This window comes from Burkholderia semiarida (genome assembly GCF_029268935.1).
In the GTDB taxonomy this organism is placed as follows: domain Bacteria; phylum Pseudomonadota; class Gammaproteobacteria; order Burkholderiales; family Burkholderiaceae; genus Burkholderia; species Burkholderia semiarida.
Genome location: NZ_JAHLCL010000007.1, coordinates 1,274,355 through 1,300,616, shown reverse-complemented (window position 1 = coordinate 1,300,616; position 26,262 = coordinate 1,274,355). Strand labels below are relative to the sequence as shown.

Annotated in this window: 18 protein-coding genes and 1 pseudogene; 8 read left to right on the top strand and 11 right to left on the bottom strand. The window is 68.2% G+C overall.

Annotation, left to right across the window (positions count from 1 at the left end):
• Window positions 1–5: 5 nt before the first annotated feature.
• Together astE and KPB06_RS18830 are read left to right on the top strand one after the other, a co-directional pair.
• Window positions 6–1,049 (top strand): succinylglutamate desuccinylase, encoded by a 1,044-nt coding sequence (astE, locus tag KPB06_RS18835; protein WP_059573957.1) that lies wholly within the window; start codon window positions 6–8, stop codon window positions 1,047–1,049.
• A 352-nt stretch (window positions 1,050–1,401) separates the two neighbouring features.
• Window positions 1,402–2,196: an ABC transporter substrate-binding protein gene (locus tag KPB06_RS18830; RefSeq protein WP_059573956.1), complete on the top strand. Its 795-nt coding sequence runs from the start codon at window positions 1,402–1,404 to the stop codon at window positions 2,194–2,196.
• A 90-nt stretch (window positions 2,197–2,286) separates the two neighbouring features.
• Here KPB06_RS18830 and KPB06_RS18825 read toward each other — a convergent pair whose 3' ends face one another.
• Together KPB06_RS18825 and cdpA are read right to left on the bottom strand one after the other, a co-directional pair.
• Window positions 2,287–3,798, bottom strand: a complete 1,512-nt coding sequence (locus tag KPB06_RS18825; RefSeq protein ID WP_059573955.1) for an HDOD domain-containing protein — start codon at window positions 3,796–3,798, stop codon at window positions 2,287–2,289.
• Between the two features lie 27 nt (window positions 3,799–3,825).
• Window positions 3,826–5,568 (bottom strand): cyclic di-GMP phosphodiesterase CdpA, encoded by a 1,743-nt coding sequence (gene cdpA, locus KPB06_RS18820; protein WP_196485201.1) that lies wholly within the window; start codon window positions 5,566–5,568, stop codon window positions 3,826–3,828.
• A gap of 278 nt (window positions 5,569–5,846) precedes the next feature.
• Here cdpA and KPB06_RS18815 point away from each other — a divergent pair, with 278 nt between their 5' ends.
• Window positions 5,847–6,395 carry a peroxiredoxin gene (locus tag KPB06_RS18815; protein ID WP_059573953.1) on the top strand — a complete coding sequence of 183 codons (549 nt, stop codon included), beginning with the start codon at window positions 5,847–5,849 and terminating at the stop codon, window positions 6,393–6,395.
• 85 nt (window positions 6,396–6,480) lie between these two features.
• Here KPB06_RS18815 and KPB06_RS18810 read toward each other — a convergent pair whose 3' ends face one another.
• Window positions 6,481–7,110 carry an SDR family oxidoreductase gene (locus tag KPB06_RS18810; protein ID WP_059573952.1) on the bottom strand — a complete coding sequence of 210 codons (630 nt, stop codon included), beginning with the start codon at window positions 7,108–7,110 and terminating at the stop codon, window positions 6,481–6,483.
• A gap of 310 nt (window positions 7,111–7,420) precedes the next feature.
• Here KPB06_RS18810 and KPB06_RS18805 point away from each other — a divergent pair, with 310 nt between their 5' ends.
• Window positions 7,421–8,911 carry an NYN domain-containing protein gene (locus KPB06_RS18805; RefSeq protein ID WP_059573951.1) on the top strand — a complete coding sequence of 497 codons (1,491 nt, stop codon included), beginning with the start codon at window positions 7,421–7,423 and terminating at the stop codon, window positions 8,909–8,911.
• A 144-nt stretch (window positions 8,912–9,055) separates the two neighbouring features.
• On the opposite strand, the gene KPB06_RS18800 is transcribed toward KPB06_RS18805, so the two are convergent.
• The 7 genes and pseudogenes from KPB06_RS18800 to KPB06_RS18770 form a co-directional block, all read right to left on the bottom strand.
• The gene (locus KPB06_RS18800; RefSeq protein WP_059573950.1) at window positions 9,056–9,439 is read right to left on the bottom strand and encodes a VOC family protein; all 384 of its coding nucleotides are present in this window, start codon (window positions 9,437–9,439) and stop codon (window positions 9,056–9,058) included.
• Window positions 9,440–9,594: 155 nt separating this feature from the next.
• Window positions 9,595–15,756: an efflux RND transporter permease subunit gene (locus tag KPB06_RS34575; RefSeq protein ID WP_275920503.1), complete on the bottom strand. Its 6,162-nt coding sequence runs from the start codon at window positions 15,754–15,756 to the stop codon at window positions 9,595–9,597.
• 15 nt (window positions 15,757–15,771) lie between these two features.
• Complete coding sequence (locus KPB06_RS18790; protein WP_059573947.1) at window positions 15,772–17,142, bottom strand: MdtA/MuxA family multidrug efflux RND transporter periplasmic adaptor subunit; 1,371 nt, start codon at window positions 17,140–17,142, stop codon at window positions 15,772–15,774.
• Between the two features lie 254 nt (window positions 17,143–17,396).
• Window positions 17,397–18,232 (bottom strand): annotated as a pseudogene (locus tag KPB06_RS18785) (IclR family transcriptional regulator).
• A gap of 669 nt (window positions 18,233–18,901) precedes the next feature.
• Complete coding sequence (locus KPB06_RS18780) at window positions 18,902–20,860, bottom strand: PhoX family protein (protein WP_059573945.1); 1,959 nt, start codon at window positions 20,858–20,860, stop codon at window positions 18,902–18,904.
• A 157-nt stretch (window positions 20,861–21,017) separates the two neighbouring features.
• Complete coding sequence (locus KPB06_RS18775) at window positions 21,018–22,211, bottom strand: ammonium transporter (RefSeq protein WP_059573944.1); 1,194 nt, start codon at window positions 22,209–22,211, stop codon at window positions 21,018–21,020.
• 254 nt (window positions 22,212–22,465) lie between these two features.
• The gene (locus KPB06_RS18770) at window positions 22,466–22,801 is read right to left on the bottom strand and encodes a hypothetical protein (protein WP_059573943.1); all 336 of its coding nucleotides are present in this window, start codon (window positions 22,799–22,801) and stop codon (window positions 22,466–22,468) included.
• A 197-nt stretch (window positions 22,802–22,998) separates the two neighbouring features.
• Between KPB06_RS18770 and KPB06_RS18765 the strand changes: the two genes are divergently transcribed.
• The 4 genes from KPB06_RS18765 to KPB06_RS18750 all read left to right on the top strand — a co-directional run bounded on the left by KPB06_RS18765 (window position 22,999) and on the right by KPB06_RS18750 (window position 25,456).
• Window positions 22,999–23,427 (top strand): BCAL1086 family glycoprotein, encoded by a 429-nt coding sequence (locus KPB06_RS18765; protein ID WP_059573942.1) that lies wholly within the window; start codon window positions 22,999–23,001, stop codon window positions 23,425–23,427.
• Window positions 23,428–23,517: 90 nt separating this feature from the next.
• A complete protein-coding gene (locus KPB06_RS18760) occupies window positions 23,518–23,973 on the top strand; it encodes an Rrf2 family transcriptional regulator (RefSeq protein ID WP_059573941.1) in 456 nt (151 codons plus the stop codon).
• Between the two features lie 132 nt (window positions 23,974–24,105).
• The gene (locus tag KPB06_RS18755; protein ID WP_060011459.1) at window positions 24,106–24,747 is read left to right on the top strand and encodes an NAD(P)-dependent oxidoreductase; all 642 of its coding nucleotides are present in this window, start codon (window positions 24,106–24,108) and stop codon (window positions 24,745–24,747) included.
• Window positions 24,748–24,985: 238 nt separating this feature from the next.
• Entirely contained in the window at window positions 24,986–25,456 is a 471-nt protein-coding gene (locus KPB06_RS18750; RefSeq protein ID WP_059573939.1) for an Lrp/AsnC family transcriptional regulator, read from the top strand.
• A 30-nt stretch (window positions 25,457–25,486) separates the two neighbouring features.
• On the opposite strand, the gene KPB06_RS18745 is transcribed toward KPB06_RS18750, so the two are convergent.
• Window positions 25,487–26,260 (bottom strand): ABC transporter ATP-binding protein, encoded by a 774-nt coding sequence (locus KPB06_RS18745; protein WP_059573938.1) that lies wholly within the window; start codon window positions 26,258–26,260, stop codon window positions 25,487–25,489.
• Window positions 26,261–26,262 lie beyond the last annotated feature (2 nt).

The following is a 26,262-nucleotide window of genomic DNA, read 5'->3' as shown; positions in this document are numbered from 1 at the left end:
CACGGATGCCGGCCGCCGCGCTGCTCGACGATTTTCTCGCGTTCACGCTGGCGGGAGATGCGCCGGCTGAAACGCACGGCGCCTGCGCGGGCGACGCGGTGCGCTGGCAATGGCTCGGCGACGGGCTGATCGCGTTCGAGCCTGCCGCCGCTGACGCCGCGGCGCGCGCGAGCGTGCTCGTGTCGGCCGGCGTGCACGGCGACGAGACCGCGCCGATCGAGCTGCTGTCGATGCTCGTGCGCGATCTCGCGTCGGGCGCGCTGCCGCTCGCGTGCCGGCTGCTCGTCGTGCTCGGCAACGTGCCGGCGATGCGCGCGGGCGAACGCTATCTCGACGACGACCTGAACCGCCTGTTCGGCGGCCGTCACGCGCAGGCGCCCGCGAGCCGCGAAGCGCCGCGCGCCGCGCGGCTCGAAGCGGCGGCATCCGCCTTCTTCGCGGCGGCGCCGGCGGGCGGCGCGCGCTGGCACATCGACATGCATACGGCGATCCGTGCGTCGGTATTCGAGCAGTTCGCGCTGCTGCCGCACACGGGCACGCCGCCCACGCGCGCGATGGTCGAATGGCTCGGCGATGCGCGCATCGCGGCCGTGCTGCTGCACACCGCGAAGGGCAACACGTATTCGCATTTCACGGCCGAGCAGTGCGGTGCGCTCGCGTGCACGCTGGAGCTCGGCAAGGTGCGGCCGTTCGGCCAGAACGACCTCGCGCGTTTCGCGCCGGCCGATCGTGCGGTGCGCAAGCTCGTGTCGGGCGAGCGGCGTGAAGACGCGGCCGAGGGCGGCCGTCCGCCGCTGCCGCGCGTGTTCACCGTGATCGACCAGATCACGAAGCAGAGCGACGCGCTCGAGCTGTTCGTCGCAGCCGACGTCGCGAACTTCACCGCATTCGCACGCGGCACCGTGCTCGCACGGGACGGCGACTACCGCTACACGGTGACGCACGACGAGGAACGGATCGTGTTTCCGAACCCGACCGTGAAGCCCGGGCTGCGCGCGGGCCTGCTCGTGATCGACACGACGCGCGAGACGCTGGCCGCACTCGTCTGATCGAGGCGCGATCGTGCGGGCCGCGGCGACGCGCGGCGCGCATCGTCCCGCGGCCCCTTCATTTTGGCGATGACGCCCGCCCGCCGCGCAGACGGCGAGTGCGTCGCGCTTGCTGGTTTGCGACACCGTCTTGCAAGTTCGGCGGGTCGCGTGGCGGCCGCCGGGCACGCGGCGCAGCATCGCGCGCCGACGCCCGCTCCGCCATGCCGGGCCGCGCGGATTGGTACAATCGCGGCCTTGCGGCTGTTGCGCCGCATCACGGCGCGGCGTCGGCATTGCCGGTGTCATCCGACCCTGCAATGATGGATGCGCCCGTCGTTTCGGAACATTCGAGTATCGAGGAGAACACCTGATGAAGTTGGATTGGCGTAAAGTGGCCGCGCATGCGGTGGTGGCGGCATCGGCGGTGGCGGCAGGCAGCGCGCTTGCCGGGGATCTGAAGGAGATCCGGTTCGGCGTCGAGGCCTCGTACGCCCCGTTCGAATACAAGACGCCCGACGGCAAGCTGACCGGCTTCGACATCGACATCGGCAACGCGGTGTGCGCGAAGCTGAAGACGAAGTGCGTGTGGGTCGAGAACGACTTCGACGGCCTGATCCCGGCGCTGCAGGCGCGCAAGTTCGACGCGATCAACTCGGACATGACGATCACGGACCAGCGCAAGCACGCGATCGCGTTCACCGATCCGATCTACACGATTCCGAACCAGCTGATCGCGAAGCAGGGCAGCGGCCTGCTGCCGACCCCGCAAGCGCTGAAGGGCAAGCGCGTCGGCGTGCTGCAGGGCACGATCCAGGAAGCGTACGCGAAGAAGAAGTGGGCGCCGGCCGGCGTTGAAGTCGTGCCGTACCAGACGCAGGATCTGGCCTATGCCGACCTGAAGTCGGGCCGTCTCGACGCGACCTTCCAGGATTCGGAAGCCGGCTCGAAGGGCTTCCTGACGAAGCCGCAAGGCCAGGGCTTCGGGTTCGCGGGCGGCACGGTCAGCGACGCCGAGATCCTCGGCTCGGGCGTCGGCTTCGGCCTGCGCAAGAACGACGCGGCGCTGAAGACCGCGCTCGATCAGGCGCTGAAGGAACTGAAGGCCGACGGTACGATCGACAACCTCGCGAAGAAGTACTTCAGCGTGCCCGTCACGCTCAAGTAAGCGTTTCGTGCGCGCACGATGTAAAAAAACCGGCCGCCGATGCGGCCGGTTTGCTTTTCGGCAGCGAAAACGGCAGCGGCGGGCCGGCCGTCAGCCCGGCTGCGCGGCGAAGAACCGCCCCAGCTCGCGTGCGAGCTCGTTGAGCACGGCCATCTCCTGCTGCGAGATCTTGCGCGCGGGCTGCGCGCCGGCCCAGTCGCCGTACAGCAGCGCGACGCTCGTCGCGCCGACGCGTACGGGCAGCAGCACGAATGCGCGCGTGTCGTCGAACGCGTCGAGATACCACGCAGGCAGGCGCTTCACCATCTTCGGCTCCCGTGCCTGCTCGATGAAGATGCCGACCGAATTCGTGATCGCGAGATGGAACACGTCCGGCTCGAAGCGCTCGTCGAAGCGCAGCCGGTCGAGCGCCGTATCGACGCCGGGGCCGAAGCCCAGGCGCGCGGCGAACGTGCCGTCGTCGTGACGCACGAACATCACGGTGCGCGTGAACGCGAGGCCGGCCAGCAGGCTTTCCGACGCGAGCGCGAGCACCGGCGTCAGCACGTGCTCGGACGGCAGCGCACGCAGGTCGGCAAGACCGGCTTCGAGGCATGCCTCGGGTTCGGCCTGCGCGCGCGCGATCGCATCGGCGTTCGCGCGCAGCTCGACGATCTCGCGCATCACCGTGTCGCTCGCTTCCTCGCGCGCGAGCCGCTCGGCGATCTCGACGATCGCCTCGGATTCCATGTCGAGCTCAGCGCCGTAGTGCTGCGCGAGCGCCGCGATGCGCGCGTCGCGCTGCGCGCTGGCAGGCATGACGAGCGCGCCGGCGACGTCGGTCGAACAGCGGCTCACCGCGCGCAGCCAGCGGATGCGCTCTGCCGGGCCGTCGTCGGCGGCCGGGCCCGCGTGGCGGGCGTCGCCGTCTTCGTCGTCGAATGCGTCGGCGTGCGCCGCGTGGTCGCCGTCGGCCATCCCCGCGCGGATCACGTCGGGCAGCCGCCAGCGCGCGGCTGCCTCGAGACCGATCTCGTCGAAGCCGACGCCGAGCACGTCGGTGCAGGCGGCCGATTCGTCGCCGTTCAGTTCGGCCGCGCGGCGGCGGATGCGGTCCCACTCGCTGTCGAGATAGCAGACCACCAGCAGCTTGCCGACCTGGCGCATCAGCGTGCAGACGACGGCCTCCTCGCCCGCGCGCAGTTCGGCGCGCTCGGTGAGCTTGCGCGCGACGCAGCCGGACAGCAGCGCGCGGTTCAGCTCCAGCTTCGCGTCGATGCGCCGCGGCGTGCTCTGATGGAAATGGTCGACGAGCTTGAGCCCGACCACGAGATGGCCGACGGCATCCATGCCGAGCACCATCAGCGCGCGGGTCACGGTGGTGATGTTGCCGCCGAACGCCATGTACATCGCGGAGTTCGCGAGCCGCAGCACTTTCTGCGTGAGTGCGAAATCCGACAGCACGACGCGCACGAGCGCGGTGAAGTCGAGATCGTCGTTCTTCATCGCGGCCATCGTCGCGCGCAGCGATTCCGACAGCAGCGGGAAATCGCCCCGTTCGTTCATCCGCGCCCACAGCTTGTCGAGCAGCGCGGTGCGGGGCAGGTGTTCGGTGATTGACATACGGATCCGTCCGGTTCGCCGCGCGCGTCAGGCGGCGGCGTGCAGGTGCAGCTGCTGCGCCGCGAAGCGCCGCGCGAGCTCCTCGGACGGCAGCGCCTGGCAGACGAGCCAGCCCTGGATGTGATTGCAGCCCATCTCCGTCAGCAGCTCGCGCTGCGCCTCGGTCTCGACGCCCTCGGCGACGAGCTCGAGATCGAGTGTCTGCGCGAGGCCGACCACCGCCGACACGATCGCGCGGTCGTTGCGCGACGTCAGCAGGTTCTCGACGAAACTGCGGTCGATCTTCAGCTTCGCGAGCGGGAAGCGCTGCAGATAGGCAAGGCTCGAATAGCCGGTGCCGAAATCGTCGATCGCGAAGCGGATGCCGAGATCGGTCAGCTCCTCGAGCAGCATTTTCGCGTGCGCGGGATCGTGCATCAGCAGGCTTTCGGTGATTTCGAGCACGATACGGCGCGGGTCGATGCCGGTCAGCGCGATCGCCTCGCGCACGCTCTGCGTGAAGCGCGGGTCGCGGAACTGCTGCGGCGACACGTTGACCGCCACGTATTGCAGCGCGAGCCCCTGGCCGTCCCAGGCGACGAGCTGCATGCACGCGGCCTTCAGCACCCAGTTGCCGAGGTAGTTGATCAGGCCGATCGATTCGGCGAGCGGGATGAAGGTGGCCGGCGGCACGAGGCCGTGCACCGGATGGCGCCAGCGGATCAGCGCCTCGACGCCGACCACCGCGCCCGACTGGCTATGGGTGATCGGCTGGAAATGGAGCGAAAACTCGCCGTTGCGCACGCCGTCGTACAGGTCGGCTTCGAGCTTGAGCCGTTCGGCGTCGGCCGGATCGTCGACGGGCGCGTGGAACGCGAGCGCGTTGCCGCCCGAGGCCTTCGCCTGCGCGAGCGCGTGGTCGGCGCGGCGCAGCAGCGGGCTGTGATGCTGCGCCCGATGCGGCGCGGCACGTTCGTCGGGGTAGAGCGCGATGCCGATGCTCGCGGACAGGTGCACGGTCTGCCCCTGGAATACGTACGGCTCGCGCACGGCGGCCTGCAGCCGGCGCGCGAGCGCGTCGGCTGCATGGCTCGCCTGCGTGCGGTCCGGTGCGCCCAGCACGACCGCGAACTTGTCGCTCGCGACGCGCGCGAGCTGCTCGTTCGGCGTGACGAGCGCCTTCAGCCGCTGCGCGGTTTCGCGCAGCAGCGTGTCGCCCGCGTCGTAGCCGAGCGCGCGGTTGATCCGCTGGTAGTCGTCGAGGTCGAGCAGCAGCAGCGCGGCGCAGGTGCCGTCCTCGTCGGCGGTCTGCTGCGCGCGCATCAGCGCCGGCACGAGCGCGGACAGGTTGTCGAGCCCCGTCATCGGGTCATGGTGCATTTCGTACGTCAGGCGTGCCTCGAGCGCGCGCCACGACGACACGTCGAACGCCGCGATCGCGAAGCCGTCGACGCCGTGGTGGCGGCTCTTGAACGCGCGGACCTCGACGTCCAGCGGGTAGGTGAGCGACTTGACGATGCACATCGTCGCCTTCTCGACCTGGCCGGAGCGTGCGGCGCGGGCGAGCAAGCCTTCGAGCGCCGGGGTATCCTGTTCGGCGATCAGGTCGCGCAGCGTCAGCGTATGCAGGTAGTCGCGGTGGTAGCCGATGAAGCGCAGGCTCGCGTCGGACACGTACAGAAAGCGCAGCTCGCGGTCGACATGGGCGAGGAAATCCACCGTGCCGACCGTCTGTTCCAGCCAGTCGCGCACGGAGTCGTCGCGGCGCGGCGCCACGGCGCGCGCGGGCATCAGCGCGCCGCCCGACCGAGCGAAGCGGCGCAGCGTATGCAAGGCGCTGCGCCAGGAGCCCTTGCGTGACGTCTGTTTCCTGTTGGCTTCCATGTTTCTCGCTGACGTGAAGGGCTGGAACCGGTTGTCCGGAAGGAATAACGGCAGACTGGCAGAAATCTTTAACGGGCCGGCCACGCGCGGCGCTGCCGCGGGTCCGGATCATCGATGCGGTGTTCGGCAGGCGAACGCCCACGTGGCCTACATCGAGGCTGACTTTATAAGAAATGAGGACGCAGATGAAGAGAAAACTGTTGCTGGGCGCCATGGCGGCGCTGGTGGCCGGCCATGCGCTGCTGGCGCAGGCGCAACTGAAGCCGGGCGCCGCGGCGCCCGATTTCACGACGCAGGCGTCGCTGGGCGGCAAGACGTATACGTACTCGCTCGCGGACGCGCTGAAGCAGGGGCCGGTCGTGCTGTATTTCTATCCGGCGGCGTTCACGAAGGGCTGCACGATCGAGGCGCATGCGTTCGCGGACGCGGTCGACCGTTACAAGGCTTACGGCGCGACGGTGATCGGCGTGTCGGCCGACAACATCGACACGCTGACGAAGTTCTCGGTGAGCGAATGCCGCAGCAAGTTCCCGGTAGCGGCCGACCCGGACGCGAAGATCATCCGCGAATACGACGCGAAGCTGCCGGCGCTCGACCGGGCGAACCGCGTGTCCTACGTGATTTCGCCGGAAGGGAAGGTTCTCTACGAATACACGAGCCTGTCGCCCGACAAGCACGTCGAGAACACGCTCGCCGCCGTGAAGGCGTGGGCCGACGCGCATCCGAAGCAGTAGGCGGCTGCCCGCGCGCGTGAAAACGGCCCGTCGTGCGGGCCGCGGGCACGGGAACGCCCGGCCTGTGCGTGGCCGCCCGTTGCCGTTACGCGCGCAGCGCCTGCTCGATCGGCACGCCGCCGCCGACGAAGCCGACGATCTTGCGTGAGATGCCGAGCTTGATCGCCTCGATCGCGGCCCATGCAACGTCCTGGCGCGACACGGGCGGCGCGGGATCGAGCCACGTGTCGGTCAGCGCGATCTTGCCGACGCCCGGATCGTCCGTGAGCGGGCCCGGGCGCAGGATCACGTAGTCGACGCCCGACGCGATCACGCGGTCGTCGCCTTCGCGCTTCATCTGCGAATAGTGGCGCAGCGCGTCGGGCCCGTGCTCCGGCCGGTATGCGGACAACGAGCTGACGACCACGAGCTTCTGCACGTTGAACGCGAGCGCGTAGTCGGCCGCGCGGGCGACCGCGTCGCGGTCGATCTGCTCCTCTTCGATCGCGCCCTCCGATTCGGCGGAGCCGGCCGCGTAGATCACGTGCGTGATGCCCTGGAAGGCGTGCGAGAAATCGTTCGTCAGATCGGCCTCGACGACCCGTGCGCCCGCCAGCGCATAGCCGTGCCGGCGCACGAGCGCCGTGACCTCGAACTCCGGCTGCTTGAGCAGCAGATCCGCGCAGGCCTGGCCCGTTCGTCCGGTCGCGCCAATCAGCAGTACCTTCGTCGTCATGAAACCGCTCCTTGCTCGATGCGTCATCCGTGCAGATAGGGACGGACGACCGATAACTCAAGTGTAATGTCGAATCGGCCCGGCGGTGGGGGCGTAATAAGGGGCGTACCGGCGCGGGCGTACCGGCGCGAGCGTACCGGCGTGGGCGTACCGGCGTGGGCGACCGGCTGCGGGCGTACCGGCACGACGCATGCCGGCGTGCATTCGTTCGCCCGGATGCGGGAATGACGCGCCGACCGGCTATCATGTGCGCGATGCATTTTTCGCCGCTACGCGTGAATAACGCGTCGGCCCACCGGTTGGAGTACACATGGCATTACCCTTGGACAACGTCAGCATGGCCGTGTTCTGCGACTTCGAGAACGTCGCGCTCGGCGTGCGCGACGCGAAGTACGAGAAATTCGACATCAAGCCCGTGCTGGAGCGCCTGCTGCTGAAAGGCAGCATCGTCGTGAAGAAGGCCTATTGCGACTGGGATCGCTACAAGGGCTTCAAGGCGTCGATGCACGAGGCGAGCTTCGAGCTGATCGAGATTCCGCACGTGCGCCAGTCGGGCAAGAATTCGGCCGACATCCGGCTCGTCGTGGACGCGCTCGACCTCTGCTACACGAAGTCGCACGTCGATACGTTCGTGATCATCAGCGGCGATTCGGATTTTTCCCCGCTCGTGTCGAAGCTGCGCGAGAACGCGAAGAAGGTGATCGGCGTCGGCGTGAAGAAATCGACGTCGGACCTGCTGGTCGCGAACTGCGACGAATTCATCTTCTACGACGATCTGGTGCGCGAGCAGCAGCGTGCGCTCGCGAAGCGCGAACAGCAGCAGCGCGCGGGCAACGGCGGCGCGAAGCGGCCCGACGAGCCGTCGCGCAAGCACGACATGGAGGCGCGCAAGGCCGAGGCGATCGCGCTGGCGGTCGAGACGTTCGACGCGCTCGCGTCGGAGCGCGACGACGTCGGCAAGATCTGGGCGTCGGTGCTCAAGAGCGCGATCAAGCGCCGCAAGCCGGATTTCAACGAGTCGTACTACGGGTTCCGTGCGTTCGGCAACCTGCTCGACGAGGCGCAGGCGCGCGGCCTGCTCGAAGTGGGGCGCGACGACAAGTCGGGCGCGTTCGTGTCGCGGGCCCGCCAGTCGGCCGTGGAGCACGCCGTGGCGGCCGAACACGCACCGGCCCAGCACGGCCGGCGCCCGGCGGAGCCGGTGCAGGCCGAGCGCGAGCCGCGCCATCACCGCGGACGCGGGCGGCACGGCGAGCCGGTTGGCGAGCCATTCGGCACGCCGTTCGGCACGCCGTTCGTGCAGGAGAACGAGCCGGTCGAGACGGCGGTCGAATTCACCGACGCGGACGAAGCCGATGTGACCGTCGGCGAAGCCGCGGCCGCGCACGGCGAACCGGCGGGCGGGCACGATGATGCGAAGACCGCACGCAAGCGTGCTCGCAAGACCCCCGCGAAGAAGGCCGGTACGAAGAAGGGCGGCGACGGCAAGAGCGCCGGCCGGCAGGCGGCGGTGGAGGAAGGCGAGGCCCCGCAGGGCGACGCGAAGCGCGGCGGCGGCAAGCATGCCGAAGCGATGCATCGCGACGCGCAACATGACGACGGGCGAGCCGCCGGCGCGGCGCCGGCACGCGGTGAAACCGGCGGCGATGCCGTCGCGCAGCCCGCGCACGATGCTCCCGTACACGCCGAACCGATCGCAGCGGTCGCTGACGCGCCGGCCCCGGCCAAGCCGAAGAAGCCGGCCCGCAAGGCGGCGCCGCGCGCGCGGCGGCCGCGCAAGACGGCCGAGGCTGCCGAGTAAGGACCTGCCTGATGAAGCGCCATCCGTCGCGCCGCCGCGAAGTGCGGGCCGGATGGGGCGCAGGCACAGGCCGCGCGTTCGCATGAAGCAGCGCGGTTGCGAGGCCCGCCGCCCCGTCGCCGGCGCGATGCCGGCCTTCTTCCACTAACCGTTCAGCGCATACGGTCGCGTCATCACTTCGAGGAAGTGGCCGTCCGGATCGTCGAAGTACACGCCGCGTCCGCCGTTGTGGCGGTAGATGTCGTCGGCTTGCCGCTTCGCCGGATCGGCCCAGTGCGGCAACCCGCGTTCGCGGATGCGCGCGAGCACGCGATCGAAGCTGGCTTCGTCGATCAGGAACGCGTAATGCTGCGACCGGATCTCCCCCGCCTGTTCGTAAAAATCGAGCGACACGCCGTTGTCGAGCGCGACGACCAGCATCGCGCCGAACGGCGTCGGCGGCGGCAATTCCAGCAACTCGGTGAGGAAGCGGCTCGACGCATGCTTGTCGCGGCACCAGACGATCGTATGGTTGAGCTGGACGTTCATGGCGAGATTCCGGGACGGGAATGGGGTGGGCATGGATACACGATAGCCGATCGCGGCCGGCAAACAAGTCCGTCCACCACGTCCGGCCACCAAGTCCTGCAATCAAACCCGGCAATCAAGCGCAAAAGACGGCCGCCCGAGGGCGGCCGCTTTCGTCACTCGCCGGCGACGGCCGGCCCGCCGCTGTTGCCGCGGCGATTGCGCCGCTTTTCGGCCCACACGCGCAGCCGATCCATGTACAGGTACACGACCGGCGTCGTATAGAGCGTCAGCACTTGCGACATGATCAGGCCGCCGGCGATCGCGATCCCGAGCGGCGCGCGCAGCTCGGCGCCGTCGCCGCTGCCGAACGCGAGCGGCAGCGCGCCGAGCAGCGCCGCCATCGTCGTCATCATGATCGGGCGGAAGCGCAGCAGGCACGCCTCGTGGATCGCGTCGAACGACGACTTCCCGTTGTTGCGCGTCTGGTCGATCGCGAAGTCGACCATCATGATCGCGTTCTTCTTCACGATGCCGATCAGCAGGATCACGCCGATCAGCGCGATGATGCTGAACTCGGTCTTGAACAGCAGCAGCGCGAGCAGCGCGCCGACGCCGGCCGACGGCAGCGTCGACAGGATCGTGATCGGGTGGATGTAGCTCTCGTACAGGATCCCGAGCACGATGTAGACGGCCAGCAGCGCGGCGAGGATCAGGATCGGCTGATCGTTCATCGACTGCTGGAACGCCTGCGCGGTGCCCTGGAAGCTGCCGACGATCGTCGGCGGCACGCCGACCTCCGCCATCGTCTGATAGATGATCTGCGTCGCCTGCGACAGCGACACGCCGGGCGGCAGGTTGAACGAGATCGTCGTCGCGACGAACAGCCCCTGGTGGTTGACCGACAGCGGCGTCGTGCTCGGCCCGAACGTCGCGATCGCCGACAGCGGGATCATCGTCGACTTCGACGTCGACACCGACGCGCCCGACGACGCGCTCGACTTGCCGCTCGCCGCGATCGCGTTGAGCGCCTGGTTGCGCGCGGAGTCGGACGCGATCGCCGCGGCGCTCTGCGCGGCCGTGCCGGCGCTCGACGTGCCGGCCGAGGTCGCGACGAAGGTGCCCGCGGCCGCGTTGGTGGTCTGCGAGCCGTTCGCGCTGCCGCCCGACGTGCTGATCCACACCTGGTTCAGCATCTCCGGGCTCTGCCAGTATTTCGGCGCGACTTCCATCACGACGTGGTACTGGTTCAGCGGGTTGTAGATCGTCGAGACCTGCCGCTGGCCGAACGCGTCGTACAGCGTGTTGTCGATCTGCGCGGGCTTGATGCCGAACCGCGCGGCCGTCGCGCGGTCGATCGTCACCATCGCCTCGAGGCCGCCTTGTTGCTGGTCGGAGTTCACGTCGGTCAGCTCGGGGCGCTTCTGCAGCGCCTCGGTCAGGATCGGCCCCCACTTGTACAGGTCGGCGCTCGAATCGCCGAGCAGCGTGAACTGGTACTGCGCGTTGCTCTGCCGGCCGCCGACGCGGATGTCCTGCGCCGCCTGCAGGAACGTGCGCGCGCCCGCGACGTCCGCCAGCCGCGGGCGCAACTGCTGGATCACCTGGTCGGCCGACAGCTTGCGCTCGGTGCGGTCCTTGAGCGTGACGAACATGAAGCCCGAGTTGGTCTGCGTGCCGCCGGTGAAGCCCGCGACGCTCTTCACGTTCGGGTTGCCCTGCACGATCCGCATCATCTCGGAGAACTTCAGCTTCATCGCCTGGAACGACGTCGACTGGTCGGCCTGGATGCCGCCGATCATCAGCCCGGTATCTTGTTGCGGGAAGAAGCCCTTCGGCACGACGACGTACAGGTAGACGTTCAGCCCGATCGTCGCGAACAGCGTCAGCAGGATCAACAGCGGCCGGCGCAGCGCCCACGACAGCGAGCGCTCGTAGCCGCGCTGCATGCGCGTGAAACCGCGTTCGAGGAAGCGCCCGAAGCGGCCCTCGCGTTGCGGGTTGTGCTGGTCGGGCAGCAGGCGCGCGCACATCATCGGCGTGAGCGTGAGCGACACCGCGAGCGACACGGCGATCGCGAGCGACAGCGTCAGCGCGAACTCGCGGAACAGGCGCCCGACGATCCCGCCCATCAGCAGGATCGGCAGGAATACCGCGACGAGCGAGATGCTCATCGACAGCACCGTGAAGCCGACTTCGCGCGCGCCGTCGAACGCGGCCTGCATCCGCGACTTGCCGTTCTCGATGTGCCGCGAGATGTTCTCGAGCACGACGATCGCATCGTCGACGACGAAGCCGGTCGCGACGATCAGCGCCATCAGCGACAGGTTGTCGATCGAGAAGCCGAGCAGGTACATCGCGCCGAACGTGCCGACGATCGAGATCGGCACGGCGACGCTCGGGATCAGCGTCGCGCGCCAGTTGCGCAGGAACAGGAACACGACCATCACGACGAGGCTGATCGCGATCAGCAGCGTGTGCTCGGTGTCCCTCAGCGACGCGCGGATGGTGGTCGAGCGGTCGAGCACCGGCGTGACCGTGATGTCGGCGGGCAGCGACGCGGTGAGCTGCGGCAGCGCCGCGCGCACGCGGTCGATCGTCTCGATGATGTTCGCGCCGGGCGAGCGGTAGAGGATCACGAGCACCGCGCGCTTGCCGTTCGACAATCCGAGGTTGCGCAGGTCCTCGACCGAATCGACGACGTCGGACAGGTCGGACAGCCGCACGGCCGAGCCGTTGCGGTAGGCGACCACGAGATCGCGATACTGCGACGCCTGGGACGCCTGGTCGTTCGTGTAGAGCTGGAAGCGCTGCGGGCCGAACTCGATCGCGCCCTTCGGCGCGTTGGCGTTCGCGGAGGCCAGCGCCGCGCGCACGTCCTCGAGGCCGATCCCGTAGTGGAACAGCGATTGCGGTTCGAGCTCGACGCGCACGGCCGGGTTCGCGGAGCCGCTCACGGAGACCTGGCCGATCCCGTCGATCTGCGACAGCGACTGCTGCAGTACCGTCGACGCGGCGTCGTACACCTTCGCCGGCGACGCCGTCTCCGACGTCAGCGACACGACCATGATCGGCGAATCGGCCGGGTTGACCTTGCGGTAGGTCGGGTTGCTCTTCAGCGCGGCCGGCAGGTCGGCGCGCGCCGCGTTGATCGCGGCCTGCACGTCGCGCGCGGCGCCGTCGATGTCGCGGTTCAGGCCGAACTGCAGGATGATCCGCGCATTGCCGACCGTGCTCGTCGACGTCATTTCGGAGACGTCCGCTATCGAGCCGAGGTGCCGCTCCAGCGGGCTCGTCACGCTGGTCGCGACCGTTTCCGGGCTCGCGCCCGGCAGCGACGCCTGCACCGAGATCGTCGGGAAGTCGACCTGCGGCAGCGGCGACACCGGCAGCTTGATGAACGCGAACAGGCCCGCGAGCGCGACGCCGAGCGCGAGCAGCGCGGCGAGCGTCGTCATCAGGATCGGCCGGAAGCGCAGCAGGCACGCCTGGTAGATCGCCTCGCGCGGCGGCTTGCCTTCGACGCGTTCGGCCTCGAGCGCGAAGTCGATCATCATGATCGCGTTCTTCTTGACGATGCCGATCAGCAGCACGATGCCGATGATCCCGATGATGTCGAGGTCGTGCCCGGTAATCATCAGCGCGAGCAGCGCGCCGACGCCGGCCGACGGCAGCGTCGACAGGATCGTGATCGGGTGGATGTAGCTCTCGTACAGCACGCCGAGCACGATGTACATCGTGACGACCGCCGCGAGGATCAGGAACAGCTGGTTCGACAGCGACGCCTGGAACGCGAGCGCCGCGCCCTGGAAGCGCGTCTGGAACGAGCCGGGCAGGCCGATGTCCTTCTCGGCGGCCCCGATCGCCTTGACCGCTTCGCCGAGCGACGCGCCCGGCGCGAGGTTGAACGAGATCGTCGTCGACGGGAACTGCGACAGGTGCGCGACCAGCAGCGGCGACGGCCGCTCGTGAAACGACGCGATCGACGACAGCGGCACCTGGCCGCCGCCGGCCGACGGCAGGTAGATGTCGTTCAGCGATTGCGCGTAGTGCTGCTCTTTCGGCTCCGACTCGAGAATCACGCGGTACTGGTTCGATTGCGTGAAGATCGTCGACACGATGCGCTGGCCGAACGCGTCGTACAGCGCGTTGTCGACGGTTGCCGGCGTGATGCCGAAGCGCGCGGCGCTCGCGCGGTCGATCTCGATGTACACCGACTGGCCGTTGCTCTGCAGGTCGGTCGCGACGTCGGCGAGCGACGGCTCCTGCTGCAGCCGCGCGACGAGTTTCGGCACCCAGGTCGCGAATTCTTCCGAATTCGGGCTCGTCAGCATGAACTGGTATTGCGTCGGGCTGACCGTCGAGTCGATCGTCAGGTCCTGCACCGGCTGCATGAACAGCGAAATGCCGGTGACGTTCGCGACGCGCTGCTGCAGGCCGCGGATGATCTGCGCGGCCGTTTCGCCGCGTTCGTCGCGCGCCTTCAGGTTGATCAGCATCCGCCCGCTGTTCAGCGTGATGTTGCTGCCGTCGACGCCGATGAACGACGTGAGGCTGGCGACGTTCGGGTCCTTCAGGATCTCGGCCGCGAGCGCCTGCTGGCGTTCGGCCATCGCGCCGTACGAGATCGACTGCGGCGCCTGCGTGATCGCCTGGATCACGCCGGTGTCCTGCGCGGGGAAGAAGCCCTTCGGCACGAACACATAGAGCAGCGCGGTCAGCCCGAGCGTCAGCAGCGCGACGACGAGCGTCGAGCGCTGGCGGTTCAGCACCCATTCGAGCGCGACCGCGTAGCGCGCGATCACCCAGTCGATCGCGCGGTGCACGCGTGCCTCGAAGCGATGGCTCTCGGGCGGCGGCGAATGGCGCAGCAGCTTCGCGCACATCATCGGCACGAGCGTGAGCGACACGATCGCCGAGATCACGATCGTCACCGCGAGCGTGATCGCGAATTCGTGGAAGAGGCGCCCGACCACGTCGCCCATGAACAGCAGCGGGATCAGCACCGCGATCAGCGAGACCGTCAGCGAGATGATCGTGAAGCCGATCTGCCGCGAGCCCTTCAGCGCGGCCTCGAGCCCCGATTCGCCTTCCTCGACGTAGCGCGCGATGTTCTCGATCATCACGATCGCGTCGTCGACGACGAAGCCGGTCGCGATCGTGAGCGCCATCAGCGACAGGTTGTTCAACGAGAAGCCGGCCATGTACATCACCGCGAGCGTGCCGATCAGCGACAGCGGCACCGACAGGCTCGGGATGATCGTCGCGTAGACGTTCGCGAGGAACAGGTACATCACCAGCACGACGAGCGCGACCGCGAGCAGCAGCTCGAACTGCACGTCGCGCACGGCCGCGCGGATCATCGTCGTGCGATCGGTGACGATCTCGACGTCGAGCGCGGCCGGCAGCGTTTCCTGCAGCTTCGGCAACTGCGCCTTGATCGCGTCGACGGTCGCGATCACGTTCGCGCCCGGCTGGCGCTGCACGTTCAGGATGATCGCCGGGTCCGCATTCACCCATGCGCCGAGCTTGGTGTTCTCCGAGCCGGCGACGACCGTCGCGACGTCGGTCAGCATCACCGGGCGGCCGTTCTTGTACGCGACGACCGCGCTGTTGTACTGGTCGGCGCTCGTCAGCTGGTCGTTCGCGTTGATCGTGTACGCGCGCGTCGGGCCGTCGAAGTTGCCCTTCGGCGTGTTGACGTTCAGGTTCGAGATCGTCGTGCGCAGGTCGTCGAGATTCATCCCGTACTGCGCGAGCGCGGTCGGGTTCGCCTGGATCCGCACGGCCGGCCGGTTGCCGCCCGACAGGCTCACGAGGCCGACGCCGGCGATCTGCGAGATCTTCATCGCGAGGCGCGTGTCGGCGAGGTCCTGCACCTGCGTGAGCGGCAGCGTCTTCGACTTGACGGCGAGCGTGAGCACCGGCGCATCGGCCGGGTTCACCTTCGCGTAGATCGGCGGGGCAGGGAGGTCGGACGGCAGCAGATTGCCGGCCGCGTTGATCGCGGCCTGCACTTCCTGTTCGGCGATGTCGAGCGGCAGGTCGAGCGAGAACTGCAGCGTGATCACCGACGCGCCGGCCGAGCTTTGCGACGACATCTGGTTCAGCGACGGCATCTGCCCGAACTGGCGTTCGAGCGGCGCGGTGACCGACGACGTCATCACTTCGGGGCTCGCGCCCGGGTAGAAGGTCTGGACCTGGATCGTCGGGTAGTCGACCTCGGGCAGCGCGGCGAGCGGCAGGAAGCGCAGCGCCACGAGGCCGGCCAGCATGATCGCCGCCATCAGGAGGGCGGTGCCGACCGGCCGGAGAATGAAGAGGCGGGATGGATTCATCGAGCGGCCCGCGCGTTACTGGGCCGCGGGGGCCGCTGCCTGCGACGCGCCGTGCTTGTGTCCGCCGCGATGGCCGGCTGCACCGGACGCAGCCGATGCGCCCGACGCCGCGCCGGCGCCGCGCGCGCCCGACGCGCCTTTCGGCTTGTCGGCCGGAATCGAGATCTTCGAGCCTTCGCGCAGGCGGTCCGAGCCGTCGGTCACCACGCGTTCGCCGAGCGCCACGCCGCTGACGATGCTCGTGCGTTCGCCGTCGACCGGGCCGACCGTGACCTTGCGCACCGTCACCGTGTTGTCGGGTTTCACGACGTAGACGAACTGGCCGATCGAGCCCGTGAGCACGGCGGAGGTCGGCACGATGATCGCGTTGCGCAGCACGTCGACGAGCAGCCGCGTGTTCACGAACTGATTCGGGAACAGCATGCCTTCCTTGTTGTCGAAATTCGCGCGCAGCTTGACCGTACCGGTGCTCGTGTCGATCTGGTTGTCGAGCGTCGCGAGCGAGCCCGTCTCGAGCGGCACCGTGTTGTTGCGGTTGTAGGCGGTGACCGACAGCTTCCGGCCCGCGTTCATCTGCTTGAGGATCTGCGGCAGGTTGTCTTCCGACGTCGTGAAGATCACGCTCATCGGCTGCAACTGCGTGATCACGACGATGCCGTTGGTGTCCCCCGGCGTCACGTAGTTGCCGGGGTCGACCTGGCGCAGGCCGACGCGGCCCGAGACCGGCGCCGTGATGCGCGCATACGTCAGGTTGAGTTTCGCGGAATCGATCGCGGCCTGGTCGGTCTTCACCGCGCCTTCGTACTGCTTGACGAGCGATGCCTGCGTATCGACGGTTTGCGACGCGATCGAATCCTGCGACAGCAGCGTCTGGTAGCGCTTCAGGTCGAGGCGGGCCGTCGCGAGCAGCGCCGCGTCGCGCGCATGCGTGCCTTCGGCGTTCTCGAGCGCGACCTGATACGGGCGCGGGTCGATCTGCGCGAGCACGTCGCCTTTCTTGACGATCTGGCCTTCCTGGAACGACACCGATTGCAGGTAGCCCGACAGTTGCGTCTTGACCGTCACGTTCGCGAGCGGCGTGACAGTGCCGAGCGCGGACAGCACGATCGGCATCTCGCCCTGCGTCGCGGTGGCGACCTGCACCGGCTGCGGAACGTTCGCCATCGCGGCGGGGCCGCCGCGGCCGCGATGGCCGCCCACGGCGCTGGCGCCAATGCCTTTCGCCGTGCTGCCTGCCGCCGGCGTGCGGTTCCACGGGTGCCACCACAGCAGGCCGCCGATGACGACGGCCGCGACGGTGCCGATCAGCAACGTGCGGCGCGGGCGCCGGGCGGCGGCGGGCGCGGGGTCTTTCGAAGGGGGCGTGGGCTTTTGTTCGTTATCCATCGTGTTCTGTCAGGAAGACGGCGCGGCGGGCCGGAAATCGGACTGCTCGGCTGCGCGTGGGCGTGCGGAAGACGCGACGGGGCGGCCCGGCTCGGTCCGGGGCCCCGCCGATCCGCACGGGAAAGAGCGGTGCGCACCGCGAGTGCGGCGCGACGATGGGCATGATCCTACGTGCCGTCCCCGTTACAGTCCAGCGGTCTATCTTTCAACGGGTTACGGTCGTTACAGAACGCGACACGGCGATGACGAAACGATTACACGCCGACGCGCCGGGCCGGCGCGCCGCCGATCTCGCGCGTGATTTTCGCGATGCATTCCTGCAGCGCGGGCACGACGTGTTCCCGCAGCCATTCGGGCGGACACTGGTGCGACGCGCCGCCGCAATTCACCGAATAGCGCTGACCCGACGGGCCGACGAAACCGGCCGCGACCGCGTTCAGCCCCTCGCGCCATTCGCCGATCGCGATCGCGTGGCCGTCGCGCATCGCTTCGTCGAGCGCGGGCGTCAGGCGGGCGTCAGGCGGGCGGACACGTGCGGCCAGTCGTCGCCGGCGGTGGTGCGCAGCGACTCGAGCAGCAGGCGGCGCTCGTCGTCCTCGAGCGCGGCCAGATACGCGCGGCCCACGGCCGTGCGCGCGATGTCCATCCGCGAGCCGATCTCGAGGCGCGTGACGAGCACGGCCGAGCGCGGGCGGATCACGTCGATCGCGACCATGTCGAGCCGGTCGCGCACCGCGAGGTGCACGGACAGCGACGTGCGTTCGGCCAGTTCGATCATGAACGGCCGCGAACGCGCGCGGATGTCGAAGTTGCGCAGGAAGCCGTGGCTCAGTTCGAGGACCGACGCGGTGAGCACGAAGCGCTCGCTGTCGGGCAACTGAAACAGGAAGCCGGCGCTGACGAGCGTCGCGGTGATGCGCGAGACGGTCGGCTTCGGGATGCCGGTCAATTCGGTCAGCTCGCGGTTGCTGACGGGCGCGTCGGCAGCCGCGATGCGGCGCAGCACGGCGAGGCCGCGGGCGAGGGCGGTGATCTCGTCGGGCGACGATTCACGGTCCCGCGACGCGGGAGAGGTTACAGGTGTCGACACGAGGGATTCTCTCTAATTCCGAAACTCGATTTCAATTTTGTTGGTATTGTAGGACTATTGTCAAAGGATGCATGTTCCGCGGGAGAACCGGTCATTGGATGAGATTTTACGGGTTCACCCTTGGTTTATTAGGAAAACGCTCAAATGAGCGTTGCCGGAAAGTGCATGAGCCGGTGCAAATACCGCTTGACTTGTCGGGCGGAAACGGAAAGAATGTCTCACGTTTTCGAAACATCGTTTCAAGAGTTTAACCGGCAACGATGTTTCGCGCAGTCTCTCAGGTTCTAGCACGGCCCTCGGAATGGCTAGAACTTTTTTAGCGCCACGGTCTCCGTGGCGCTTTTTTTTGCCTGTCTTTCCGACCGTCCGCCCGGACGCGTCAGGCCCGTATTATCCTCCGATCGCCGCAAACGCCTGTCCACGGTCGCATCGCGCCCGCCTGCACGCGCGATGCGCGCCGCGCTCGCGCTCGCTTCACGCAAAAAAAAAAGCGCGATGCCCGGAGTGGGCATCGCGCATGAAACGGCGTGGAGCGCCGACGAATGAACGGTGATCGAAGAAAGAACGCCCGGTCCGGGAGGCCGGGTCAGGGACGCCCGGTCAGGGACGCCCGGTCAGGGACGCCCGGTCAGGGCGCCCTGCAACGCGCAACGTCCCCGCGCGCGACGGTCAGCCCTTCGCGAGCTTGATGCTGGTCTGCTCGGCCGTCAGGTAACCGACGCTGGCGCCGAAGCGGTCCTTGTAGTTCGCGCGCACGAGCGGGTCGAGCGTCGGCTTGACCTTGTCGTGCAGCGGCGATTCCCAGTCGCCGGCGTGCTGGAAGTTGCTCATGATGTAGGTCCAGCCGTTGATCTCGTCGACCGCGTGCAGGCCCGTCGATTCGGCGCCGGCCGGGCACGACAGCACGCGCGCGAGCGACTTCGTGTCGACGTTGTAGGCCCACAGGAAGTTGTTCACGTGCATGCCCGAGTCTTCGCCGATGAACAGCGTGCGCAGCTTTTCGGAGAACTTCAGGTTGTCCGGGTTCGCGATCTTGTCCGGGTTCGCGAGGTTGCCGAGCGCGTCGGCCGCGGCGAGATCCTCGCCGACGAGCGCGGCCGGCGCGCCCATGTCGACCGGCACCCATTCGCTGTCGATCGCGCCGCCCGTCGTGTCGCGCTGGCCCGCCTTCAGGTTCAGCGCGTAGACGGCGCCCGCGGCGATCTTCTTGTCGAGCGCGACGTCGCGCGACACCGCGTTGCCCTTGACCATCGACGTCTCGATCCGCGACATCGCCGTGTAGACGATCTTGTCCTTCGCGTTCACGGTCGTGCCTTCGAGCTTCGTGAACGCCATGCTGCCGCCGAGCAGCGCCGCGTAGCGGTGCGTCTCGAGGAACGCGGCCGCCTTTTCCATCCCCGGCTTCACGCGCATCCAGTTGAATTTGCCGCCGAAGTGGATCTTCGTGTAGCTCGCATCGTTCGGGTCGACGGTCACCAGGTCCATGATGTCCGACGCCTTCAGCGTGTTCGCGAGCGCTTCGATCTCGCTGCTGGTCGCGTGGCCGATCCTGATCCACGTGAGCGTCGCGGTGCCGGCGCCGGCCGACGACGTCTGCGTCCACTTCGCGACGTACAGCGTGCCGGCCGACAGGTCGGCCGCCTTGTCGGCGACGAACATGAACAGGCCGCCGTTGGTCGCGTCGTCGCCCATCATCACGGTGCGCTGGTCCGGCATTACCTGGATCAGCTCGTGCGAGATGCGGCCGAGGCAGTAGTGCTTCTTCACGGTGCCCGTGCCGTCCGGATTCACGGTGATCTCGGGCAGGTGACCGTAGTGATAGGGGTTCGCCTTCGTCTCGTCGCCGAACGTGTTCTTGCTGAACGCCTTGAACTGCGCGTCGGTCGCGGCCTTCGTCGCGTCCGGCTCGTATTCCTCGCTCGACAGGTGCGTGCCCCACGGCGACAGGCTCGCGCCGCACGTGATCCACAGGCCGTGTGCGCTCGACGTGTCGACGTTGTGATACTTCACGAGCTTCAGCGTGCCGGTGGCCGGGTCCTGGTCGAGCGTGAGCACGGCGATCGGCGACGGCAGCTGGCCGTACTGCGACGCGCTCGCCAGGTCGCGCGTCGTGTATTCGAACTGCACGACCGCGAACACCGTGTTGCCCTTCACGCCGGGCACGTTCGCGTTCTTCAGCGTCAGCAGCGAGCTGCCGTCCGGGCAGTCGGAATAGAACTGGCGCTCCTTGCCGGCCACCGAGCGATCGATGATCGGCTGGTTGTTGATGTCGTAGTAGCCGCCCGCGAGCGTCGTGCCGCCCTTGCCGTCCGGCACCATGTCGCCCGTCACGAAGAACGGCTTGTACGCGAGCTTGAAGTTGCGCGACGAGCCGTCCGAGAACGACACCGACAGCGTCGAGCCGACCGTCGTCGTCGCCATCGCGGCCGCGTTGTCGAGCGTCGGCGCGGCCATCGCCGAGAAGGCCGCCGACGTATAGGCGGCGGCGACCGGCGTCGACGCGGGATCGTCGTCGCCGCCGCAACCCGTCAGCAGGGCCGGCAGCGCGAGGCCGGAAAGGGGAAGCATCGGCGCGCCGGCGAGGATCTTCAGGGCCTGACGACGGGAAGCATTGGGCAACGCGGGCATGTGGAGTCCAGTTTCGGTTGTTGGAAGAATGGCCTTCGCGAAGCGCGGGCGACAAGCTTCGCGAAGGCGTATTGAAAACTGGACGGAAGTGTAAGGACGCTAGATGAAAGTTTTTTGAATCGAAAACGTAATGACGCGTCGAGTGTGCGTCGGCAGGTCAATCGCGCTCGGGCGTGGCCGAGATGCGGTGGATCGACAGGTCGGCGCCGTCGAATTCCGCTTCGCGATCGAGACGCAGGCCGACGGTCGCCTTCAGCGCGCCGTAGACGAGCGTGCCGCCCGCGGTCGCGATCGCGATGCCGCCGAGCGTGCCGACGAGCTGCGACAGGAACGACACGCCGCCGAGACCGCCGAGCGCGGGCAGCCCGAACACGCCGGCCGCGAGGCCGCCGAGCGCGCCGCACATCCCGTGCAGCGGCCAGACGCCGAGCACGTCGTCGATGCGCCAGCGGTTCTGCACGCAGGTGAACATCGCGACGAACAGCGCACCGGCCGCGGCGCCCGTGACCAGCGCGCCGATCGGGTGCATCACGTCGGAGCCCGCGCAGACCGCGACGAGGCCCGCGAGCGGCCCGTTGTACGTGAAGCCCGGGTCGTTGCGGCCGGCCATCCACGCCGCGAGCGTGCCGCCGACCATGGCCATCAGCGAGTTCACCGCGACGAGGCCGCTGATCTTGTCGAGCGTCTGCGCGCTCATCACGTTGAAGCCGAACCAGCCGACCGCGAGCACCCATGCGCCGAGCGCGAGGAACGGGATGTTCGACGGCGGGTGCGCGGCGATCCGCCCGTCCTTCGCATAGCGGCCGTGGCGCGCGCCGAGCAGCAGCACGGCCGGCAGCGCGACCCAGCCGCCGAACGCATGCACGACGACCGAGCCCGCGAAGTCGTGGAACGGCGCACCGAATGCGTGCGCGAGCCAGGCCTGCACGCCGAAGCGCTCGTTCCACGCGATCCCTTCGAAGAACGGATAGATGAAGCCGACGATGATCAGCGTCGCGACGAGCTGCGGATTGAACTTCGCGCGCTCCGCGATGCCGCCGGACACGATCGCCGGGATCGCCGCGGCGAACGTCAGCAGGAAGAAGAACCGCACGAGCGCGTAGCCGTTGTGCTGAGACAGCGAGCCGATGTCGTCGAAGAATTCGACGCCGTACGCGATCGTGTAGCCGACGAGGAAATACGCGAGCGTCGACACCGAGAAGTCGACCAGGATCTTCACGAGCGCGTTGACCTGGTTCTTCTTGCGGACCGTGCCGAGTTCGAGAAAGGCGAAGCCCGCGTGCATCGCGAGCACCATGACGGCGCCGATCAACAGGAACAGTGTGTCGACGCCGGATTTCAGACCATCCATGCCGTGGCTTCCTTGCGCAAAAAACGGGCGAGGAATGCAAGTATCGAGCCAAGCTGGTGAATGACTGCGTGAAATTGGTGCCCGGGTACCGTGCGATGCGGCATGCCGGTGAATCGTGCACGGGATCGGGGCGTGGCCGCCGGCCGCCGATCGGTTCGCCGGATGCGCGTTTGTGGTGCGATTATGACGAAATTGGTGCGTACGCCGAATGAAGCGGTGCGCGGCGTGCGCCGCTCACGCACCGATCTGGCGCGTCAGTGGCGCGCGAACAGCACGGGCGGCCGGCGCAGCCGCAGCGCGCACGCCGACCAGTAGAGGGCGACGGCCGACAGCCCGATCGCGGCGACTGCGAGCGCCGCGAAGCCCGCGAGCGACTGGCCGTCGCCATCGGCGCCGAGAATGCCTCGCGCGACGATCAGCGCGGCCGTCCAGAAACCGATCACGGCCTGGGTGAGCAGGCGCGCGGACGCGATGCGGCGTGGACGTCCCGATTCGGCGAGACGGCGCGCCGACGGCGCGCGCAGGCAGAGGAACAGGGTGGCGGCAAGCAGCGCGGCCAGGACGATGAACCAATCGATGAGGAAAGCCATGACGAAGAAAAAGGGGGCACGTACGAAGTGAATTGAGGCGTGCCCACTTTAGAGGCGTGGCGCGTTCGATTGAATCAGACGAATCCGAAATTGAAAGGCATTTTTAACAACGGGTCGTCATTGGGCCTGTTCCACAGGCGGTATCATCGACACCGGTCCAACCACGAGGTCGCGCCACGTGCGGCCGGAGATTGCTGATGAACATGAAGACATCGCGGGCGCGTCGCGTGCCCGGGTCCGTGCTGGCGGCCGTGGCCGCCGGTGCGCTGCTGTTGCTCGCGGGCTGCGAGAAGTCCGGTACGTCCACCGCGCAACCCGATACGGCCGCGAGCGCGGCCGCCGATGCCGCCAACAACGCGGCCAAGGCGCTCGACCAGGTGGCGAGCACCGTCAATCAACAGATCAACGCGGCGAAGGCCGGCATCGCGTCCGCGGCGTCGGCCGTGCCGCCGTTGTCCGCGAGCGGCCTCGCGTCGGCTGCGCAGGCGCAGATCGACGCGGCGGCGTCCGCGGTCGTCGCGCATGCGGCTTCCGAAGCGGGCGCGAAGATCGCCGAAGCCGGCAAGAAACTCCAGCAGTGGAGCCAGCAGAGCGCCGCCGGGGCGAAACCCGCGAGCGGCGAATGACGCGGGCTTGCACGATCCGCAAAATGTAATTATCATGGTTACACATGTCGCCGGTTGCGGGTCGGGCCGGCGTCGCCGAGTGAGTCAGGAATGAATACCAGCAGCCGGTTCGCGTTTGCCGTTCACGTGCTCGCCTTGCTGTCGATGCAGGAAGGCGTGCCGTTGTCGTCCGACGTCATCGCGGGCAGCGTGAATACGAATCCGGCGCTGATTCGCCGGCTGCTGTCGATGCTGGCGGCAGCAGGGCTGACCACGTCGCAACTCGGCGCGGGCGGCGGCGCGCTGCTGGCGCGCGAGCCCGGCGAGATCACGCTGCTCGACGTGTATCGCGCGGTCGACGATGCGCAACTGTTCGCGCTGCACCGCGAGGCGCCGAATCCGGCGTGTCTCGTCGGGCGGCACATCCAGAGCGCGCTGACCGGCTATATCGGCGACGCACAGCGCGCGATGGAAGCGTCGCTCGCCACGCGCACGCTGGTCGACGTGACGACCGACATGCTGGATCGGGAGCAGCGCACGCAGCGGGCGGCGCACGCCGGCGGGTGACCGCGGGCAGGCAGGGCAGGAAGCCGGACGGCGCGTACGCGCGGCGGTCGGCGCAACGGGGGCTTCGCCCCGTTTTTTTCGATCTTATATGTAATTGACTATGTTACATATTTTCTTTTCTGGAGAATCGACATGACGCAACGTTCTTTGAATATCGCGCTGTTCGGCGCCACCGGCATGATCGGCTCGCGCATCGCGGCGGAAGCCGTGCGGCGCGGCCACCGCGTCACCGCGCTGTCGCGCCATCCGGGCGCATCCGGCGACGGCATCACCGCGAAGGCGGCCGACCTGTTCGACGCGGCCAGCATCGCGGCCGCGCTGCCGGGGCATGACGTCGTCGCAAGCGCGTACGGCCCGAAGCAGGAAGATGCGGCGCAGGTCGTCGCGGTCGCGAAGGCGCTGGTCGCCGGCACGCGTCAGGCCGGTTTGAAGCGGCTCGTCGTGGTGGGCGGCGCCGGTTCGCTCGAAGTCGCGCCGGGCAAGCAGCTCGTCGATACCGAAGGTTTCCCCGAAGCGTACAAGGCGGTCGCGCTCGCGCATCGCGACGCGCTCGACTACCTGAAGACGGTCGCGGATCTCGACTGGACGTTCTTCGCGCCGGCCGCGCTGATCGCGCCGGGCGAGCGCACGGGCACGTTCCGCACGGGCGCCGGCAAGCTGATCGTCGACGCGCAAGGCAACAGCAAGATCTCGGCGGAAGACTACGCGGTCGCGTTCGTCGATGCGCTCGAGCAGGACAGCTTCGTGCGCGAGATCGCGACGGTCGCGTATTGAGCGGCGCGACGGCCGGCGGCGACGTGTGAGCGCGGGCCCGCGCGCGGCAGGCAAGCCGCGACGCGCGGCGATGTCAGGCGACGCCACGCTTCGCGGGTGGCGTCGCCTGTTTCGTTTGGCGCGGTGAGTGCGTGACGGGTCGGTATTTACACCGGTCGACGCGCCCGGACACTTTTCATATTGTTCCCCGTTGGGCAGGATGAATAGAATAAATTTCTATCGACGAGGGAATGGAGAAATGGACGCCATCGATCGCAAGCTGCTGGAGCTGCTGCAGACGGATGCCACGCTGCCGATCGCGGAGCTGGCCCAGCGCGTGAACCTGTCGCAGACGCCGTGCTGGAAGCGCGTGCAGCGGCTGAAGGAAACCGGCGCGATTCGTGCGCAGGTCGCGCTGTGCGATGCGCGCAAGCTCGGCGTGGGCACGACCGTGTTCGTCGCGATCCGCACGAACCAGCACACCGAGGAATGGGCGCAGCGCTTCACGCAGGCGGTGCGCGACATGCCGGAAGTGGTCGAGGTCTACCGGATGAGCGGCGAGACCGATTACCTGCTGCGCGTCGTGGTGGCCGGCATCGACGACTACGACCGCGTCTACAAGCAACTGATTCGCACGGTGCCGCTGTTCGACGTTAGCTCGTCGTTCGCGATGGAGCAGATCAAGTATTCGACCGCGCTGCCCGTGCGCGATCTGGCCGAGCCCGCCTGACGGGCGCGCCGCCGCGCCGGCGGCGCCGCTTCATCGGCCGCGCGCCAGCGCGCGTGCGCGTTCGTCGGCCAGCGCGTCGCGGCGCACGAAATCCGCGACGAACGGGCTGGCCGGATGATGGTGCAGCGCATACGGCGTATCCCATTGCGCAAGGTGGCCGTCCTTCATCACGCCGATCCGGTCGGCGATCGCGAACGCTTCCGCCTGGTTGTGCGTGACGAGGATCGCGGTATGACCCGTGTGCTTCAGGATGTCGCGCAGCTCGAACGCGAGCCGCTCGCGCGTATCGACGTCGAGATTCGAGAACGGCTCGTCGAGCAGCAGCAGTTCCGGCGACGGCGCGAGCGCGCGCGCGAGGGCGACGCGCTGCTGCTGGCCGCCCGACAGTTCGTGCGGATAGGCGTCGCCGGAATCGGCGAGGCCGACGAGGTCGAGCATCTCCGCGACGCGCAGGCGCCGTTCGGCCTTCGGCATGCGCCGCAGGCCGAACGCGACGTTGTCGGCCGCGCTCAGGTGCGGGAACAGCGCGTAATCCTGGAACATCATGCCGATGCGCCGCCGCTCCGGCGGCACGTCGAGCGACGGCGCCGCGACGGGCGTGCCGTCCAGCACGATGCGTCCCATGCGCACGGGCTCGAAGCCGGCGATCGCGCGCAGCACGGTGGTCTTGCCGCAGCCGGACGCGCCGAGCAGGCAGCCGATGTCGCCGCGCGGCAGCGCGAGGCTCAGGCCGTCGACCACGGTGCGGCGGCCGTGCGGCGTGTCGTAGGCGACGCAGAGGTCGTCGAGTTCGAGCAGGTTCACGG

What these genes read in the sequence shown, in the direction of transcription:
- astE (WP_059573957.1), top strand. Translation starts at nt 6, where the DNA reads ATGCCGGCCGCCGCGCTGCTCGACGATTTTCTCGCGTTCACGCTGGCG.
- KPB06_RS18830 (WP_059573956.1), top strand. Translation starts at nt 1,402, where the DNA reads ATGAAGTTGGATTGGCGTAAAGTGGCCGCGCATGCGGTGGTGGCGGCA.
- KPB06_RS18825 (WP_059573955.1), bottom strand. Translation starts at nt 3,798, where the DNA reads ATGTCAATCACCGAACACCTGCCCCGCACCGCGCTGCTCGACAAGCTG.
- cdpA (WP_196485201.1), bottom strand. Translation starts at nt 5,568, where the DNA reads ATGCCCGCGCGCGCCGTGGCGCCGCGCCGCGACGACTCCGTGCGCGAC.
- KPB06_RS18815 (WP_059573953.1), top strand. Translation starts at nt 5,847, where the DNA reads ATGAAGAGAAAACTGTTGCTGGGCGCCATGGCGGCGCTGGTGGCCGGC.
- KPB06_RS18810 (WP_059573952.1), bottom strand. Translation starts at nt 7,110, where the DNA reads ATGACGACGAAGGTACTGCTGATTGGCGCGACCGGACGAACGGGCCAG.
- KPB06_RS18805 (WP_059573951.1), top strand. Translation starts at nt 7,421, where the DNA reads ATGGCATTACCCTTGGACAACGTCAGCATGGCCGTGTTCTGCGACTTC.
- KPB06_RS18800 (WP_059573950.1), bottom strand. Translation starts at nt 9,439, where the DNA reads ATGAACGTCCAGCTCAACCATACGATCGTCTGGTGCCGCGACAAGCAT.
- KPB06_RS34575 (WP_275920503.1), bottom strand. Translation starts at nt 15,756, where the DNA reads ATGAATCCATCCCGCCTCTTCATTCTCCGGCCGGTCGGCACCGCCCTC.
- KPB06_RS18790 (WP_059573947.1), bottom strand. Translation starts at nt 17,142, where the DNA reads ATGGATAACGAACAAAAGCCCACGCCCCCTTCGAAAGACCCCGCGCCC.
- KPB06_RS18780 (WP_059573945.1), bottom strand. Translation starts at nt 20,860, where the DNA reads ATGCCCGCGTTGCCCAATGCTTCCCGTCGTCAGGCCCTGAAGATCCTC.
- KPB06_RS18775 (WP_059573944.1), bottom strand. Translation starts at nt 22,211, where the DNA reads ATGGATGGTCTGAAATCCGGCGTCGACACACTGTTCCTGTTGATCGGC.
- KPB06_RS18770 (WP_059573943.1), bottom strand. Translation starts at nt 22,801, where the DNA reads ATGGCTTTCCTCATCGATTGGTTCATCGTCCTGGCCGCGCTGCTTGCC.
- KPB06_RS18765 (WP_059573942.1), top strand. Translation starts at nt 22,999, where the DNA reads ATGAACATGAAGACATCGCGGGCGCGTCGCGTGCCCGGGTCCGTGCTG.
- KPB06_RS18760 (WP_059573941.1), top strand. Translation starts at nt 23,518, where the DNA reads ATGAATACCAGCAGCCGGTTCGCGTTTGCCGTTCACGTGCTCGCCTTG.
- KPB06_RS18755 (WP_060011459.1), top strand. Translation starts at nt 24,106, where the DNA reads ATGACGCAACGTTCTTTGAATATCGCGCTGTTCGGCGCCACCGGCATG.
- KPB06_RS18750 (WP_059573939.1), top strand. Translation starts at nt 24,986, where the DNA reads ATGGACGCCATCGATCGCAAGCTGCTGGAGCTGCTGCAGACGGATGCC.